Annotated in this window: 11 protein-coding genes and 1 pseudogene; 2 read left to right on the top strand and 10 right to left on the bottom strand. The window is 44.5% G+C overall.

Going from position 1 to position 15,039, the window contains the following annotated elements:
- Positions 1 to 22 precede the first annotated feature (22 nt).
- Complete coding sequence (locus B5G04_RS05185; protein WP_087396154.1) at positions 23 to 928, top strand: IS982 family transposase; 906 nt, start codon at positions 23 to 25, stop codon at positions 926 to 928.
- Positions 929 to 939: 11 nt separating this feature from the next.
- Here B5G04_RS05185 and B5G04_RS05180 read toward each other — a convergent pair whose 3' ends face one another.
- The 3 genes from B5G04_RS05180 to B5G04_RS05170 form a co-directional block, all read right to left on the bottom strand.
- On the bottom strand, positions 940 to 1,203 hold the full coding sequence (locus B5G04_RS05180; protein ID WP_087396151.1) for a carboxypeptidase-like regulatory domain-containing protein: 264 nt from the start codon (positions 1,201 to 1,203) through the stop codon (positions 940 to 942).
- 155 nt (positions 1,204 to 1,358) lie between these two features.
- A complete protein-coding gene (locus tag B5G04_RS05175; protein WP_143270431.1) occupies positions 1,359 to 2,111 on the bottom strand; it encodes a hypothetical protein in 753 nt (250 codons plus the stop codon).
- A gap of 23 nt (positions 2,112 to 2,134) precedes the next feature.
- Complete coding sequence (locus B5G04_RS05170) at positions 2,135 to 3,178, bottom strand: tetratricopeptide repeat protein (RefSeq protein WP_087396147.1); 1,044 nt, start codon at positions 3,176 to 3,178, stop codon at positions 2,135 to 2,137.
- A 138-nt stretch (positions 3,179 to 3,316) separates the two neighbouring features.
- Here B5G04_RS05170 and B5G04_RS05165 point away from each other — a divergent pair, with 138 nt between their 5' ends.
- Positions 3,317 to 4,255 carry an Rpn family recombination-promoting nuclease/putative transposase gene (locus tag B5G04_RS05165; RefSeq protein ID WP_087396145.1) on the top strand — a complete coding sequence of 313 codons (939 nt, stop codon included), beginning with the start codon at positions 3,317 to 3,319 and terminating at the stop codon, positions 4,253 to 4,255.
- Positions 4,256 to 4,355: 100 nt separating this feature from the next.
- Here the strand turns inward: B5G04_RS05165 and B5G04_RS05160 are convergent.
- The 7 genes and pseudogenes from B5G04_RS05160 to rplL form a co-directional block, all read right to left on the bottom strand.
- Positions 4,356 to 4,723 (bottom strand): annotated as a pseudogene (locus tag B5G04_RS05160) (outer membrane beta-barrel protein).
- 54 nt (positions 4,724 to 4,777) lie between these two features.
- Positions 4,778 to 5,146 (bottom strand): TonB-dependent receptor, encoded by a 369-nt coding sequence (locus B5G04_RS05155; RefSeq protein WP_022040825.1) that lies wholly within the window; start codon positions 5,144 to 5,146, stop codon positions 4,778 to 4,780.
- An 18-nt stretch (positions 5,147 to 5,164) separates the two neighbouring features.
- Positions 5,165 to 5,458 carry a hypothetical protein gene (locus B5G04_RS05150; RefSeq protein ID WP_022040824.1) on the bottom strand — a complete coding sequence of 98 codons (294 nt, stop codon included), beginning with the start codon at positions 5,456 to 5,458 and terminating at the stop codon, positions 5,165 to 5,167.
- Positions 5,413 to 5,970, bottom strand: coding sequence for a carboxypeptidase-like regulatory domain-containing protein (locus B5G04_RS05145; protein ID WP_158100051.1), 558 nt, complete (start codon positions 5,968 to 5,970; stop codon positions 5,413 to 5,415). The genes B5G04_RS05150 and B5G04_RS05145 overlap by 46 nt, the downstream gene beginning before the upstream one ends.
- A 420-nt stretch (positions 5,971 to 6,390) precedes the next feature.
- Entirely contained in the window at positions 6,391 to 10,677 is a 4,287-nt protein-coding gene (rpoC, locus tag B5G04_RS05140; RefSeq protein WP_087396139.1) for a DNA-directed RNA polymerase subunit beta', read from the bottom strand.
- Between the two features lie 25 nt (positions 10,678 to 10,702).
- Positions 10,703 to 14,515 (bottom strand): DNA-directed RNA polymerase subunit beta, encoded by a 3,813-nt coding sequence (gene rpoB / locus B5G04_RS05135; RefSeq protein ID WP_022040821.1) that lies wholly within the window; start codon positions 14,513 to 14,515, stop codon positions 10,703 to 10,705.
- Between the two features lie 111 nt (positions 14,516 to 14,626).
- Entirely contained in the window at positions 14,627 to 15,004 is a 378-nt protein-coding gene (rplL, locus tag B5G04_RS05130) for a 50S ribosomal protein L7/L12 (RefSeq protein WP_022040820.1), read from the bottom strand.
- Between the last annotated feature and the right edge of the window lie 35 nt (positions 15,005 to 15,039).

Here is a 15,039-nt window from a genome sequence, read left to right as displayed (position 1 = left end):
AGACTTACAAACAATAATCGCTATGATCACCGAGGACAAAGTTACAGAATTATTTTGTATGGCAGACGATTTCTGCAAGTTTTTTGATGCTATGATGAAGAAATACACATTGAAATCTGATAATAAGCGTGCTTATCACCGCGATTCAACCATGTCAAAGTCTGAAATTATGCTTATTATGATATTGTTTCATGACTCTGGTTATCGTTGCCTAAAGCATTTTTATGTAGAAAAAGTCTGCAAGCACCTTCGCCACCTCTTCCCCAAGGTTGTCTCCTACAACCGCTTCGTGGAACTTGAAAAGCAGGTTGCCGTCCCCTTGGCCTTATTTATAAAGAAGGTATTGCTGGGCAAGTGTACAGGCATAAGCTTTGTCGACAGCACTCCGTTGAGGGTGTGCAGGAACCAAAGGATACATATCCACAAAGTATTCAAGGGCATTGCGCAAAGAGGCAAATGTTCCATGGGATGGTTCTTTGGCTTCAAACTGCACTTGATTTGCAACGAGAAGGGCGAGATTTTGAATTTCATGATAACTCCAGGTGACGTAGATGACCGCAAACCGCTTGAGTACAAGGCTTTTGTTGAATTCATTTACGGAAAGCTCGTCGGTGACAAAGGCTATATCGGAAAGAATCTCTTCCAAAGGCTCTTTGTCGATGGCATACAACTTATCACAAAATTGAAAAGCAACATGAAAGGTGCGTTGATGAGTGTCTCAGACAAGCTTCTTCTCAGAAAGAGGGCTATAATTGAAACCGTGAATGACGAATTGAAAAACATCGCACAAGTGGAGCATTCAAGGCACAGGAGTTTTGAGAATTTCATAGTAAACATGCTTGGGGCAATTGCCGCTTATTGCGTGTTCCCTAAAAAGCCTTGCATCCATGTACAACGCACATTGGATACACAGCTTGCCTTATTCTAAATTCATCGAACTCACGTTACCTTATTATATATAGTAGCATAACCGATAGAGGAAATCCGGAGCAGCAGATTGTCCCGGTTCGTCTTTAGGGCAAAAGCACCCGATTCGTCACTCACCGTTCCCGTCACAAAAGCGGAATCGGGAAGGGATAACAACACTACATTGGCGTAGGGCAAGGGCTGGTTCTTTTCGTCTGTCACCTTGCCCGTGTAGGTCTGCGCCGGAAGGATGGATGCCGCGCACAGACACAGCAAAAAGAATAAAATCTGTCTCATTTCGGTTGATTGTCTTTGTTTTGTTTGGCGCAAAGTTAAAGAGTATTATCCGATGAAACAAGAAATCCATCTATACAGCACCGTTCCTATAAACAGCTTATAATAAACGGATTACAAATTTTAAGGAAAGCCGAATCTATACAGATGCGGCATGTTCAGGCTTCCCAAGCCCATAAGTCCAGGCTCTTCTTGTCCGTGATGCCGAGGCACGAATAGATTTTCTTCTTCACACGGTGCTTGCTGGTAGAGACCGAAGAAGGGGAAATGCCCAGCAGGGTGGCTATCTCACCGACAGTGAAGCGGAGCTTGATCAGGCAGCACAGCTCCACCTCGTATTCGCTCAGCGAAGGGACGGATTGCGAGAGGCGCCGGCAAAAGCCCCCGTACACCGTATCGCATATCTGACGGAGCCGTGACATGCCTTCCGCCTGAAGGTACACCGGATGGGCATGGAGGGAGGAAAGCTCGGGGTATCGTTCCAGCATACGGATGCGGAGCTCCTCGTTCTCCTGCCTGGTCTGGCGAAGTTCTGCGGCGATGCGTTCCGTACCTCCTGACTCTTCCGAAGGGAGGCGGAGCTTCTCCATTTCCTTACGCAAGCGGTCCGCATCACGGCGCAAGGAATCGTTTTCCTTACGTAGGGAGGCAAGCGTTTCCTCTTGCTCACCCAACTGGTCCGAAGCCTCACGCCCCTCGGCTATCTGCGCTTCCAGTTCCGCAATGTAAGCGTTGTTCCGATCCATCAGCGACTCATGCTCGTGAAGCCGCAAGCCCAGACGGTTCAGTTCCTCTCCCTTTTCGTGTATGGCTATTTTCCGCCGCTGATAGAAATAAACCAACAAAACAAGCAGGACTAAAACTATAATAATCAGTAGGAGAAGCAGACGGGAAGTATAAACCTTTTCCAATTCTAACTGCTGGTTTTGTGTGATCAACTTTTCATTTTCGTATTTTTTTTGTAAGTGATGATTTCCTTACTCTTATCTACTATGTAAATCGAATCCTTATAAAACAACAATGAATCTGCATAAATTTTCATATATTCCCTATACGGTTGATAATCAGTCAGTTTATATAAACTTTCGTAAATGGCTCCACGGGTATAAATATTCGGAGTATTCAATGCTTTTGTTAAATAATAATATGCGGAATCGTACTGATGCAAATTCTGATAGTTGACTCCTAATCCATAATAAGCCTGGGCAAATGGACGCCCTCTTCCATTTATAGCTTCCTTTTCTAATGTTATGGCTTTCTCGTATTGCCCTAAAAGCGAGTAAATTTCAGCCAGACCACTTTTTATGGAATAATAAAAATAATCTAAATTCAGACTATCTGCCAACTCTAAAGCCTGCTCATAACATGAAAGTGCCTTGTCGAAATTTGTCTTTAAAGTGTAGCATCTGGCTAAAAAACGTAATGAAGCTATTTCATAGCGTTTATAAGAGGCTTTGACTGCATACTCATACGCTGTCTGACAGGCTTCCAATGCTTCATCCGGTAAATTGCGAAACAGATAAAGATTACCTAAACCGGACATGATTAAATATCCCAATTTGAAGTCGGAAGTTTTCTCCACTTCCGTTGCTGCTTCCAGATAGAAAGCCTGTGCTTCCTCTGCCTTACGCAATTGATAGTTTATCGTACCCATATAAAGTGCCGCCATAGCCTTGCGCCGGGCATTATCGGTAGGCTTGTAATAATCGTATGCAATACGAAGAAGCGAATCAGAAGAAGCAGGAAACTGTTTGCATTCCGCTTGCGTCACCAGCAGGCACCACAAGGCATGCTGCCCCTTATCCGCAGGCATGGGCATAGATTCTAAAATACGCAAGGCACTGTCGGGATGGTCGAACATCACCGCTTCCGCCCGCTCCAGTTCGGGCAAAGGGGCGGCTTTCCGCTGAGAGCAGCCGAAGAACAGGTTCATCACACAAAAAATCAACAATAGGCAGGTTACGGCATTCGGTTTCATGGCTTGTCCTTTTATGCTTGCAAAGATACAATTAAAATGCAAACAGACAGAGGCACAAGGAAATAAAAAATCAGTCTTCGCAAATTACGAAAAAAATACTATATTTGCATACGTTACATTCCTAAAACATCGGCAATTATGGACAGAAGAGAACTCAGCGACAGATACGTCAACCCCTATACCGACTTCGGATTCAAGAAGCTGTTCGGTACCGAAATAAACAAGGACCTGCTCATCAGCTTCATCAACAGCCTCCTGCACGGAAAAGAAGTGGTGAAAGACCTGACCTACCTCAATACGGAGCATTTAGGCACCGGCGAGGCAGACCGCAAGGCGGTGTTCGATGTGTATTGCGAAAATGAAAAAGGAGAGAAGATACTGGTAGAAATGCAGCGGGGAGAGCAGCAGTTCTTCAAGGATCGAAGCTTGTATTACGCCACCTTCCCCATCCGCGAACAGGGACAGAAAGGCGAATGGAACTACCGGCTGAAAGCCGTATATGTCATCGGCATCCTCAACTTCACTTTCGACGAGCAGAGCGATGATTTTTATCACCACGAAGTGAAGCTCATGGACACCCGGACCAAAGAAGTGTTTTATGACAAGCTGACATTCATTTACCTGGAAATGCCCAAGTTCAATAAAAGCGAAGAAGAACTGAACGGCATGTTCGAGAAATGGCTCTTCGTGTTGCGCAACCTCTCACGCCTGATGGAACGCCCCAAAGCCCTGCAGGAACGCATCTTCACCAAGCTATTCGAAGCCGCAGAAATCGCCAAGTTCACCAAGACCGAATACGACAATTACGAGGAAAGCTTGAAAACATATCGTGACTGGAAAAATACCATTGATACGGCAGAACTGAAAGGTGAAAAGAAAGGGTTTAAGAAAGGAGAGAAAAGCGGTATTGAAAAAGGACGGAAAGAAGGACTTGAAAAAGGACTTGAAAAAGGACGGAAAGAAGGAGCAAAGAAAAAAGCAATTGAAATGGCGCAAAGCCTGAAGGCTAAAGGAGTTGCAATCAACATAATTGCCGAATGCAGCGGATTGTCCGAAGAAGAAATCAACAGCCTGTAGGTTAGTTTGTAAGTTTTTTAGTTCTTGAGTTTTTAAGTTCGTAAGTTCTTGAGTTAAACATCAAAGGAACTCAAAAACTTAAAAACTCAAAAACTTAAACTCACATCCGGCTCCACTGCTCCTGACCTACACCTGTACCTTTATACTTACTCTTCGAAGTATAGCTGAGCGAAAGTTCCGCCTTTCCCACAGGCATTGCAAGCGAAAAGGAAGGGAACACATTGTCGTACGTACGGCTTTGTTCATCGATACGGACACCGTTTTCGTAGTAATCAGAAACCAAGTGCTCGTAACGTACACCTGACCGAAACGGCGGGCATATTCCACGAAAGCCGAAACGGCATCTTCGCGGATATTGCTATGGTCATCGTTGAGGATGCCTTGCTCATTGACATAATTATTGATGCGGTCGGTATAAGTATATTCACCTCCAAACGAAAGATTGCCCTGCCACAACGGACGGCTCACCACCAGCTTGGCGGCATAAAGGGTATTCTCGTCCTTGTTATAACTGGTGACACGCTACTCCTGTGCATCCTCACCCGCCAAGGTATATCTTTTGCTCATATCCTGCAACATCTTCCGGTACGACCAAAGCCCGTCGGCATTGAAGTCGATATTCCAGTCGCCCACCTGCCCGTTATAGTAAACATTCAACGAATGGCTGGTTCCGGGACGGTTCTGCCAGCCTGTGCTGACATTCTCCTCATAAAGTACTTCATCTTGGGTCACCTCGGCGTATGAATCAATGTTCCACATATACCGGGGTTTGCGGTCGAACTCGTAACACATACCCAGCGAATGATTTTCGTCCAACTGGTAATTGAGCGAAAGCATGGCGATCAAATCCTGGTCGTGCCCCGGGGACGCAAAGCGTTCGACTGCCTCCACACCTTATCAAGAAAGATCTCAGTCACCACGTCTTGTCGTCCCCTCCGCGCGTATTCGCTCCATACAGCATTCCCCTAAATCGAACTTATCCTTACGGTAATTGAAATTGAACTGGTCGAGCACCATCCAGCCATACTTGTAATAAGTGGAAAAGCGGTTATCGAAACCGAATCCTTCGCCCTGCGATTTTCGGGTATAGATACGCACCACGGCTTTCACCGTCGCATCATAACGTGCACCGGGATTGCGCACCACCTCCACTCGCTTCACATTATCCGAAGAAAGCTGGTCCAGCTCCGAAGCATTGCGCATCTTGCGCCCGTTGATATAGATTTCCGCTCACCCGCTCCAAAGACATTTACCGTACCTTCTTCTGCCAACACTCCCGGAAGTTTGTTCAACAAGTCATTGCCTGTGCCTGCCTTCTCCAAGATGGTGTTTTGCACATTCGTTACCTGTGCATCGCCTTTCAACTGTATTTTGGGCAAATCACCCTTTACCACCACTTCGCCTAATAGCTGGGCATCGGGCATCAATCGAATGGTTCCCAAGTCCGGTTTCTCTACCTTATTATATATGGTAGTATAACCGATAGAGGAAACACGGAGCAACAAGTCGTTTTGATTTGCCTTTAAAGTAAAACTTCCACTTTCATCACTTACCGTTCCCGTCACGAAAGCGGAATCAGGAAGGAATAACAATACTACATTGGCATACGAAAGAGATTGGTCCTTCTCGTCCATCACCTTGCCCGAATAAACGGACTGCGCATAGCAGCATAGCACAAGGCTGAAGAACGCAACCAAGCTAAGCAATCGTTTCATATTTCTATTCCGTTTAATTACTTGTATTTGGCGTGCGAAAATACAAAACTTCTGCATTTTGCCAAACAATTTGTAGAAGCAAAAAAATTTTCCCCGTTACAATTGTAACGCTGTATACCCTACCTGTGAAAGTATATGCACAGCTTCACGCATATACTTTCGCGAGGCTGTGCAACGATATGTATGCGTGCCTGCATTGACTATTTGCCGAATCATATAAATTGCCCCACTTGGTGTCTCCGGCATCCTCCATCCCCAACTCGCATGGAATCGAGTAGGAGGAAAACGAAGTAGTTTTCTTTAGGGCTCATTAGGGACTTGCACCCGTTAGCTAATACTCATGCCGAGCGTACTACCAAAAAAGCTCCCTACCCCTTGACGGGCGGGAGCTTTCTATGATAAACACCAAAGAGATAATGATTATTCTACTTCGTTATAGTCAAGCACATTCTTCTTGTTGGCAAGGATACGGTCGTATTCCTCTTTCGAACCTACAATAATCTTATCGAACTCGCGCTGTCCGGTACCTGCAGGAATCAAGTGACCGCAAATCACATTTTCCTTCATACCTTCCAAACGGTCTACCTTACCATTGATAGCAGCTTCGTTGAGCACCTTCGTCGTTTCCTGGAAGGATGCAGCCGACATGAAGCTGGAAGTCTGCAATGCGGCACGGGTAATACCTTGCAGAATCTGCGTAGAAGTTGCCGGAACAGCATCACGTACTTCCACCGGTTTCAGGTCGCGGCGTTTCAGCATACTGTTCTCGTCACGCAACTTACGTGCCGTAACAATCTGCCCCGGCTGGAGATTCTGCGAATCACCTGCGTCAACCACAACTTTCTTGCCCCAGATACGGTCGTTCTCTTCGTTGAATTCCAGACGGTCTACCACCTGTTGCTCCAAGAAACGGGTATCTCCCGGCTCGTCAATCTGTACCTTACGCATCATCTGGCGTACGATAATCTCAAAGTGCTTGTCGTTAATCTTCACACCCTGCAGACGGTACACATCCTGGATTTCATTAACGATGTATTCCTGTACAGCCGTAGGTCCCTTGATAGCCAAGATGTCGGCAGGCGTAATGGCACCATCGGACAACGGTGTACCAGCACGTACATAGTCATTTTCCTGTACCAGAATCTGCTTAGACAATGCAACAAGGTACTTCTTTACATCACCCGTCTTCGAAGTCACAATAATTTCACGGTTACCACGTTTAATCTTACCCATCGTCACCTCACCGTCGATTTCGGATACTACGGCAGGATTGGACGGGTTACGTGCTTCGAACAACTCAGTCACACGAGGCAAACCACCGGTGATATCACCCGCCTTACCTACGGCACGCGGAATCTTCACCAAGATATCACCTGCCTTCACGGTCTGTTTGTCTTCTACAACCACGTGACCACCTACCGGCAAGTTATAAGTACGGATTTCGTTGCCATTCTCATCGGTAATATGCAACGAAGGTATCTTGTTTTTATCTTTCGATTCAGTAATGATGATTTCACGCAAACCGGTAGCTTCATCGGATTCCACTTTATAAGTCACGTTTTCGATAACCGACTCGAAAGCAATCTTACCTGAAACCTCGGTTACGATTACAGCGTTGAACGGGTCCCACTTCGCAATCAGCTTGCCCTTTTCTACCACTTCGCCATCCGAAGCATACAACTTAGAACCGTAAGGTACATTGTGGGTAGACAAGACAATGCCTGTATTTACATCGATAAACCGGACTTCGGCCAACCGACCTACAACAATCTTCACAGGTTCGCCAGTTTCTTCTACTGCATCTACTGTACGCAATTCTTCAAATTCCAGACGTGCGTCATTCTTTGCTACAATACTTGCATTTGCTGCCATATTGCCTGCGATACCTCCGGCATGGAAGGTACGCAAAGTCAACTGAGTACCCGGTTCACCAATAGACTGTGCTGCAATGACACCCACTGCTTCACCTTTCTGTACCATACGGCTGGTAGCCAAATTACGTCCGTAACATTTTGCACAAACACCTTTCTTCGATTCGCACGTCAATACCGAACGGATTTCCACGCTTTCTATCGGAGAGTTTTCGATTTCCTCGGCAATGCTTTCGGTAATCTCTTCGCCCGAAGCTACAATCAGCTTTCCGGTAGTAGGATGAATCACATCGTGTACAGACACACGTCCCAAGATGCGTTCGTACAGCGTAGCGATAACTTCATCGTTGTTCTTCAATGCCGTACAAACCAGACCACGCAAGGTACCACAGTCTTCTTCATTGATAATCACATCGTGTGACACGTCAACCAAACGACGGGTCAAATATCCGGCATCGGCTGTCTTCAAGGCTGTATCGGCAAGACCTTTACGGGCACCGTGGGTAGAAATAAAGTATTCCAACACCGAAAGACCTTCCTTAAAGTTCGAAAGAATCGGGTTTTCGATAATCTGTGCGCCTTCGGCACCTGCCTTCTGCGGCTTCGCCATCAAACCACGCATACCAGACAACTGACGGATCTGTTCCTTAGAACCACGGGCACCGGAATCCAACATCATAAATACAGAGTTGAAACCTTGGTCATCGTTCTTAATGGTCTTATACAAGATATCTGATAAATCACTATTTACGTGAGTCCATGTATCGATAACCTGATTATAACGCTCGTTATCGGTAATGAAACCCATATTATAGTTCATCGTGATTTGTTCAATTTCTTCATTACCGCGTTTTACAAGTTCTTCTTTTTCCTTCGGAATGATGATATCGCCCAAGTTAAACGACAAACCTCCCTCAAATGCTTTCTGGTAACCCAGGTTCTTGATGCCATCCAGGAAGTCACAGGCACGTGCCACACCGACCTTCTTGATAACATCGCTGATGATGTCGCGCAAGGATTTTTTCGAAATAATGGTATTCAGATAACCGCATTCGTCCGGAACCAACTCATTGACAATGACACGGCCGACAGAAGTTTCCTTAATCATCTTCTTAACAATGTTGCCATTCTCGTCAAGGTCGTTTGCCACCACACTGATGATAGCATGAATGTCTACCTTTCCTTCATTATAAGCAATCATCGCTTCTTCCGGACCGTAGAAAATCAATCCTTCACCTTTAGCTCCCTTACGGAGTTTAGTAATATAATAGAGTCCCAATACCATATCCTGTGCAGGCACGGTAATAGGCGCCCCATTGGCAGGATTCAAGATATTATGCGATTGAAGCATCAATAGTTGGGCTTCCAATACAGCTTCGTTACTTAAAGGCAAATGAACAGCCATCTGGTCACCGTCAAAGTCAGCATTGAATGCCGTACAAGCCAATGGATGCAACTGAATAGCCTTACCTTCAATCATCTTCGGCTGGAATGCCTGAATACCCAGACGGTGCAGTGTCGGTGCACGGTTCAATAGTACCGGATGACCTTTCATTACATGCTCAAGGATATCCCAAATCACCGCTTCCTTACGGTCGACAATCTTCTTTGCCGATTTCACGGTCTTGACTATACCACGCTCAATCAACTTACGGATAATAAACGGCTTGTACAATTCGGCAGCCATCAACTTGGGAATACCGCATTCACCCATTTTCAACTCCGGTCCTACAACAATAACCGAACGTGCTGAATAATCGACACGTTTACCCAACAAGTTCTGACGGAAACGTCCTTGCTTACCTTTCAAACTATCCGATAAAGATTTCAAAGGACGGTTTGAATCAGTCTTCACCGCACTTGATTTCCGTGAATTATCAAATAATGAATCGACAGCCTCTTGTAACATACGCTTTTCATTACGCAAAATCACTTCAGGAGCCTTGATTTCAATCAATCGTTTCAGACGATTGTTACGGATAATCACACGACGATACAAATCATTCAAGTCGGAAGTGGCGAAACGTCCACCATCCAGCGGAACCAACGGACGAAGTTCAGGCGGAATAACCGGTACAATACGAACAATCATCCATTCAGGCTTGTTGCGTCCACGTGAAGCACGGAAAGATTCTACTACCTGCAGACGTTTCAATGCCTCGTTCTTACGCTGTTGCGAAGAGTCATTGTTCGCCTTATGGCGCAACTCGTATGAAAGCGCATCCAAATCAAGACGGATAAGCAAATCATAGATAGCTTCTGCTCCCATCTTGGCAATGAACTTATTCGGGTCGGTATCTTCCAAATATTGATTATCTTTCGGAAGAGTATCCAAAATATCAAGATACTCTTCTTCCGACAATAAATCATATTGATTAACACCGTCTTCTGCCTTGACCCCCGGCTGTATGACAACATAACGTTCGTAATAAATAATAGCATCCAGTTTCTTGGTGGGTAACCCTAGCAAATAACCGATTTTATTGGGCAAAGAACGGAAATACCAGATATGAGCCACCGGAACCACCAACTGAATGTGCCCGCTACGCTCACGGCGCACTTTCTTTTCGGTCACTTCCACACCGCATCGGTCGCACACGATTCCTTTATAACGGATACGTTTGTATTTACCGCAATGGCATTCGTAGTCTTTTACCGGACCGAAAATACGTTCGCAAAACAAACCGTCACGTTCCGGCTTATAAGTACGGTAATTGATAGTTTCGGGCTTAAGCACTTCACCGTACGAATTTTCCAAGATTTCTTCGGGTGATGCCAGTCCAATCGTAATTTTGGAGAAATTACTTTTTACCTTAGTATCTTTTCTAAAAGCCATACTTTCTTAATTTCAAAATTAACTATTATTCCAATGTAATACTCAAGCAAAGACCTCTCAGCTCATGCAACAACACATTCAAAGACTCAGGGATACCCGGAGTAGGCATCGGCTCGCCTTTTACGATTGCTTCATATGCTTTCGAACGTCCTACTACATCATCCGACTTAATGGTCAGAATCTCCTGAAGGACATGAGCCGCACCGAATGCCTCAATTGCCCAAACCTCCATTTCTCCGAAACGCTGACCACCAAACTGTGCTTTACCACCAAGCGGCTGTTGAGTAATCAAAGAGTACGGACCGATAGAACGCGCATGCATCTTGTCTTCTACCATGTGACCTAATTTCAACATATATGTCACACCGACTGTAGCAGGCTGGTCGAACTGTTCTCCTGTACCACCATCATACAAATATGTCTTGCAATAACGTGGCAAGCCTGCCTTGTCTGTCCATTTGTCCAAATCATCCAAAGTAGCACCGTCAAAAATCGGAGTAGCAAATTTCACGCCCAATTCCTTACCGGCACGTCCCAGTACAGCTTCAAAAATCTGACCGATATTCATACGAGAAGGCACACCCAACGGGTTCAATACGATATCTACCGGGGTACCATCAGCAAGGAACGGCATATCCTCCTGACGGACTACACGCGATACAATACCTTTGTTACCGTGACGACCTGCCATCTTATCACCCACACCAATCTTACGTTTCTTTGCAATATATACTTTTGCCATTTGGATAATACCCGAAGGAAGTTCATCACCGATAGTCAAAGCAAACTTCTTACGCTTCAACTCGGCATCAAGTTCTTTATATTTCTTCAGATAATTCATTACCAAATCGCGAATCATATCGTTCTTATGAGCATCTGCCGTCCACTTGCTTAACTGGACAACCGTATAGTCCAAAGATTCCAAATCATGCTTGGTAAACTTCGCACCTTTGGCAATTACTTCTGTACCCAAATAGTCTTTCACACCCTGTGAAACTTTCTCGTCTGTCAATACCAACAGCTTCTCTATAAGAATTTCTTTCAGAGCTGCAGCCTTTTCTTCAAACTCTTCATTCAATTTTGGAAGAATCTGCTTGTCAGCATTCTTCTCACTACGAGTCTTAATAACACGAGAATACAATTTCTTGTCAATGACTACTCCACGCAATGAAGGAGAAGCTTTCAGTGAAGCATCTTTCACATCACCTGCCTTATCACCGAAAATAGCACGCAACAGTTTCTCTTCCGGCGACGGGTCCGATTCACCTTTCGGAGTAATCTTACCAATCAGGATATCACCCGGTTCAATACGGGCACCGATACGTACGATACCATTTTCATCCAAGTCTTTAGTAGCTTCCTCACTTACGTTCGGAATATCCGAAGTCAGTTCCTCCATGCCTCGTTTTGTTTCACGCACTTCCAGGATATATTCATCCACATGCACAGAAGTAAGAATATCTTCGCGCACCATGCGTTCATTCAATACGATAGCATCCTCATAGTTGTATCCCTTCCACGGCATATAAGCCACCAGCAAGTTCTTGCCTAAAGCCAACTCGCCATTTGCCGTAGAATATCCTTCCGTTAAGATATCGCCTTTCTTCACACGCTGTCCTTTGCTACATATCGGACGCAAGTCAATAGTCATGCTTTGGTTGGTCTTACGGAATTTCGGAATACGATATTCTTTCAATGCCGGTTCGAAGCTTACAAATTCTTCATCCTCGGTACGGTCATATAATACACGAATAGTAGTAGCATCTACAAACTCAATGACTCCATCTCCTTCAGCCGCAATCTGTGTACGAGAATCTTCGCACAGCTGCTTTTCAATACCTGTACCTACAATCGGAGCCTCTGTACGCAACAAAGGCACAGCCTGGCGCATCATGTTCGATCCCATCAATGCACGGTTTGCGTCATCGTGTTCCAAGAAAGGAATCAACGAAGCAGCAATAGAGGCAATCTGCTGTGGAGAAACGTCCATCAATTCCACCTGATCGGGAGTTACCACCGGATAATCTGCATCCCGACGCGCTTTTACCTTATCACGGATAAACGTTCCGTCATCATTCAACGGCGCATTACCCTGTGCGATAATCTTATCTTCTTCTTCTTCGGCAGACAAATATTCGATACCTTCCGGTGAAAGGTCTACTTTGCTATCAGCTACCTTGCGATACGGAGTTACAATAAATCCAAGGTCGTTAATCTTCGCATATACACAAAGAGAAGAAATCAAACCGATATTCGGTCCTTCAGGAGTCTCAATAGGACACAAACGACCATAATGAGTATAATGTACGTCACGCACTTCAAATCCGGCACGGTCGCGCGACAAACCACCAGGACCTAATGCCGACAGACGACGCTTATGAGTAATTTCAGCCAGCGGGTTGGTCTGATCCATAAACTGTGACAATGCATTCGTACCAAAGAACGAATTGATTACAGACGAAATTGTCTTCGCATTGATCAAGTCTATCGGAGTAAACACCTCATTATCACGCACATTCATACGTTCACGAATCGTACGAGACATACGAGCCAAACCGATGGCAAACTGATTGGACAATTGTTCGCCTACCGTACGTACACGACGGTTACTTAAATGGTCGATATCATCCACATCAGCTTTCGAGTTAATCAATTCTATCAAATACTTGATAATCTCGATAATATCTTGTTTTGTCAAAACCTTGACATCCATCGGCGTATCCAAATTCAACTTCTTGTTGATTCGGTAACGGCCGACTTCACCTAAATCATAACGCTTTTCCGAGAAGAACAAATTATTGATTACTTCACGTGCACTCGCATCATCCGCAGGGTCAGCATTACGCAACTGACGATAAATATACAACACCGCTTCCTTTTCCGAATTACTCGGGTCCTTCTGCAATGTATTGAAGATGATGGAATAATCAGAAGCATTCGCTTCCTCGTTATGAATCAGAATATTCTGAACACCCGATTCCAATATCAAATCAATATGCTCAGGTTCAATAATCGTTTCACGGTCAATAACGACTTCGTTACGTTCAATAGAAACTACTTCACCAGTGTCTTCATCTACAAAGTCTTCCGTCCATGTCTTCAATACACGCGCTGCCAACTTACGTCCGATTATTTTCTTCAGATTGGCCTTGTTCACCTTTATGTCTTCGGCGAGATTAAATATTTCAAGAATGTCTTTGTCATTCTCAAATCCAACAGCGCGCAACAGCGTGGTAACTGGTAATTTCTTTTTACGGTCGATGTAAGCATACATGACATTATTAATGTCTGTTGCAAATTCAATCCATGAACCTTTAAATGGAATAATACGGGCAGAATAAAGTTTAGTCCCGTTGGCATGGATACTTTGACCGAAGAACACACCTGGAGAACGATGCAACTGAGAAACAACCACACGTTCAGCTCCATTGATAACAAAAGTCCCTTTAGGAGTCATATAGGGAATAGGACCTAAATACACATCCTGAATAACGGTGTCAAAGTCTTCATGATCGGGATCGGTACAATAGAGCTTCAACTTCGCCTTCAAAGGAACACTATAAGTCAGCCCACGCTCCAAACATTCATCAATCGAATAGTGAGGCGGGTCGATATAATAATCGAGAAACTCTAATACGAAATTGTTACGCGTATCCGCAATGGGGAAATTTTCAGCAAAAACTTTATACAAGCCGTCGTTCTTGCGTTTCTCGGGCGGTGTATTCAACTGCAAAAAGTCTTGAAATGACTTCAACTGAACTTCCAAGAAATCCGGATACTTCATCGGATTCTTGATTGAAGCAAAATTAATTCGTTGGTTATTTGTATTAGAAGACATCTGTATGGAGTTAATTTATTAATTTCAGGAGTAAAACCTGTGTAGACGCAAAAAGGTTAAGAATCCTCCTATGAGGATTCTTAACCGAAATACCTGTTAAACAGGCAAATATTATTTGAGTTCAACTTCAGCTCCAGCAGCTTCCAAAGTTTTCTTCAATGATTCAGCTTCGTCTTTAGCCAAACCTTCTTTTACAGTGCTAGGAGCTCCGTCAACCAAGTCTTTTGCTTCTTTCAGACCCAGGCCACAAGCTTCTTTCACTGCTTTAACTACCTGCAATTTAGCAGCACCTGCGCTCTTCAAAACTACATCGAATGAAGTTTTTTCTTCAGCTGCAGCAGCAGCACCAGCAGCAGGACCAGCAGCAACAGCTACAGCAGCTGCAGCAGGTTCAATACCATATTCTTCTTTAAGGATAGTTGCAAGTTCATTAACTTCTTTTACTGTCAAGTTAACTAATTGTTCTGCAAAAGCTTTCAAATCTGCCATTTTTGTATGAATTTAATTGTTTGTTACTAATTGAA

Origin of the sequence: Bacteroides sp. An51A (assembly GCF_002161565.1) — a bacterium.
GTDB lineage: Bacteria > Bacteroidota > Bacteroidia > Bacteroidales > Bacteroidaceae > Phocaeicola > Phocaeicola intestinalis.
Note: the sequence above shows the minus strand (reverse complement) of the source record. Positions and strands in the feature narration are given on the sequence as shown.

What these genes read in the sequence shown, in the direction of transcription:
- B5G04_RS05185 (WP_087396154.1), top strand. Translation starts at nt 23, where the DNA reads ATGATCACCGAGGACAAAGTTACAGAATTATTTTGTATGGCAGACGAT.
- B5G04_RS05180 (WP_087396151.1), bottom strand. Translation starts at nt 1,203, where the DNA reads ATGAGACAGATTTTATTCTTTTTGCTGTGTCTGTGCGCGGCATCCATC.
- B5G04_RS05170 (WP_087396147.1), bottom strand. Translation starts at nt 3,178, where the DNA reads ATGAAACCGAATGCCGTAACCTGCCTATTGTTGATTTTTTGTGTGATG.
- B5G04_RS05165 (WP_087396145.1), top strand. Translation starts at nt 3,317, where the DNA reads ATGGACAGAAGAGAACTCAGCGACAGATACGTCAACCCCTATACCGAC.
- B5G04_RS05150 (WP_022040824.1), bottom strand. Translation starts at nt 5,458, where the DNA reads ATGCGCAATGCTTCGGAGCTGGACCAGCTTTCTTCGGATAATGTGAAG.
- B5G04_RS05145 (WP_158100051.1), bottom strand. Translation starts at nt 5,970, where the DNA reads ATGAAACGATTGCTTAGCTTGGTTGCGTTCTTCAGCCTTGTGCTATGC.
- rpoC (WP_087396139.1), bottom strand. Translation starts at nt 10,677, where the DNA reads ATGGCTTTTAGAAAAGATACTAAGGTAAAAAGTAATTTCTCCAAAATT.
- rpoB (WP_022040821.1), bottom strand. Translation starts at nt 14,515, where the DNA reads ATGTCTTCTAATACAAATAACCAACGAATTAATTTTGCTTCAATCAAG.
- rplL (WP_022040820.1), bottom strand. Translation starts at nt 15,004, where the DNA reads ATGGCAGATTTGAAAGCTTTTGCAGAACAATTAGTTAACTTGACAGTA.